Origin of the sequence: Microcoleus sp. Pol17C6 (assembly GCF_036701145.1) — a bacterium.
Taxonomy (GTDB): domain Bacteria; phylum Cyanobacteriota; class Cyanobacteriia; order Cyanobacteriales; family Microcoleaceae; genus Microcoleus.
Genome location: NZ_JAUBQH010000148.1, coordinates 1 through 2,212, shown reverse-complemented (window position 1 = coordinate 2,212; position 2,212 = coordinate 1). Strand labels below are relative to the sequence as shown.

The following is a 2,212-nucleotide window of genomic DNA, read 5'->3' as shown; positions in this document are numbered from 1 at the left end:
TTTAAAAGACGAGCCATAAAACGCACCATAAACGCCATCTCTCTATTATATGCAACTTCACATAAAATTGGTATTAGGAGGTATTTAATTTGTGAAAATCATGAGGTCGATTCCCTCTTCTTTCTGCCTTCTGCCTTCTTCCCTATTTCCTATTCTCTCTTTCTGCCCTCCGCTACATCTTGTACAGTGCTGGTTGCCGAACCTCCTTCAATTAACTCCCCAAGTTTTGACAGTTTTGTCTATACTACCACTGATAATAGTTTCACCATCGCTGCTAAAAGTAAGACAAGTAACAGAGCTTTGATGTCCGCTAAGAGTGTAAAAATTTTCGCCGGTACTGGCATTCCAAAATTTGATATTACCATCGGCACTAGCACTGACAACAGTCAGTCCGTCGGCACTAAAGGCGATCGCATTTATCGAGTTAAAATGCCCTGCCAATGTGATGGAACTATCTGGATTCGATAGCTGTCGCAGTTGAATGTTTCTGTCCCAGCCGCCAGTAGCCAAAGTCTGCCCGTCTGGGCTCAAAGCCAGACAATTCGCATAACCCTTAATTGTTTGGGAGCACTCTCTGCTGCGGAGGTTCCACAGCTTAATTGTACCGTCAGAACTGCTGCTAGCGAGAGTTTGTGCGATCGGGCTAAAAGCAAGACTAACAATTCCTGCTTTATGAGCTCCCCAGGTTAAAAGACTGCCAAAAGTACAGATTAACTTTCCCGTCTCTAAATTCCAAATTTTGATAGTAGTATCTGCCGAACCGCTGGCGATAACTTGAGTGTCGGGACTGATGACAATTGCGCTAATTTCCGCTTCATGTCCCAGGGAAGTATGGCGCAATTCTCCACCCTGCCAAATTTCGATCGCACGATGTTTCGGAGTATTTCTGCTCCTCACAAACACTTCACTTTCTTGGCAAAGGACAAAAGTTTCTTGAGCGCGGGGATACTTGTCAACAGTATAGAGTATTTCTCCTGTATCTACATCGCAAATTCTAATAATTTTCCCGTGCAAACTCGCCGTGTGATCTCCTCCGGGACTAATCGCAACATTTGTCCCAGTTTTGACCGTGCGGATGCAGTCAAAAAGCTTGTAAGGTACGAAGTCTTTTAAAGCTTGGCTGACTAAAGGTTCTGTCCTCGATCGCAAAATTAAATAAGCAACTCGCTGCACTTCTGCTGCGGGGTCAAGCAGCGCCTCAATTGCTAAATTTAAACCAGCGCCTCCGTATTTAGGAGCATCTTTAACCGCGGCAATCCGCGACTCGATACTAGGGCTGTTGAAGCGCTGCTTGACCCCAGCGATGCCTCCCAAAACAGCGCCGGCGATCGGGATTTGGCTTTGACCGCCGAGGACAGCATCATATTCTCTGGGTTGGTTAGAATTGTCGGCAATCATACGATTTTAGATTTTAGATTTGAGATTTGAAGAAGTGGGGGATTGAAGAAAGCGAACTCACGGATGAATCTGGTAAATTGTTATCGGATACTATGTTTTTAATTTCTGAAATTATGAATCCGGGGGCTTGTAACCTGGCTACTTTCGCTGACGCTAAAACCTGGTTTAAGAGCACAAGTTCTAACTTATTGACTGTGGCAGTTTATAGTATTATAATCAAATCAGCGTTTTACACAAAAATCCGAAAGTGATATGTCACACTTCACAACTATCAAGGTTCAGATCAAGAACGGGGAACTGCTGCATCAAGTGTTGGAAGAGTTGGGTTATCAAGTAGAGTCCAATGTGCAGGTACGGGGTTATCGGGGTGACAAAACTAATGCCGAGTACGTGATTCGGCAATCCAATGGTTACGATTTGGGTTTTCGCCGCACTGGAGAGGATTACGAATTGGTGGCGGATTTTTGGGGCGCTCGAATTAATCAGCAGGAATTTATCAATTCAATTAGTCAAAAATACGCGCGCAAAAGTTTGATGGCGGCGGTGCAGTCAGAGGGTTTTCATGTTGAAGAAGAGGAAACTTTGGCAGATGGAACGCTGAGAGTTGTAGTGGGTAGATGGGTTTAAGACTCCCCCCGGATTAACTCGTTTTTACCTATCAAGAGGAATCACCATGTGGCGATCGGCGATCGTACTAATCATCCTCGCGCTTGTAGCTGGCATTGTTGGCGCGATCGCAGGGTAAGCGCACGTTAAATAGTAGCTCAGGATACAGATTAATAAGCCAGATCCTGAAATTAAAGGTGCAATGCTA

2 protein-coding genes are annotated in these 2,212 nt (G+C 44.8%); one reads left to right on the top strand and one right to left on the bottom strand.

The genetic code is table 11. The features are described from left to right. Positions 1–207: 207 nt before the first annotated feature. The gene (locus tag QUA25_RS29065) at positions 208–1,398 is read right to left on the bottom strand and encodes a WD40 repeat domain-containing protein (RefSeq protein ID WP_333043157.1); all 1,191 of its coding nucleotides are present in this window, start codon (positions 1,396–1,398) and stop codon (positions 208–210) included. A 252-nt stretch (positions 1,399–1,650) separates the two neighbouring features. Between QUA25_RS29065 and QUA25_RS29060 the strand changes: the two genes are divergently transcribed. Further along, a complete protein-coding gene (locus QUA25_RS29060) occupies positions 1,651–2,025 on the top strand; it encodes a DUF1257 domain-containing protein (protein WP_333043155.1) in 375 nt (124 codons plus the stop codon). Positions 2,026–2,212: the final 187 nt, after the last annotated feature.

Excerpts from the sequence above, each read along its gene's own strand:
- QUA25_RS29065 (WP_333043157.1), bottom strand. The coding sequence starts at position 1,398 with ATGATTGCCGACAATTCTAACCAACCCAGAGAATATGATGCTGTCCTC.
- QUA25_RS29060 (WP_333043155.1), top strand. The coding sequence starts at position 1,651 with ATGTCACACTTCACAACTATCAAGGTTCAGATCAAGAACGGGGAACTG.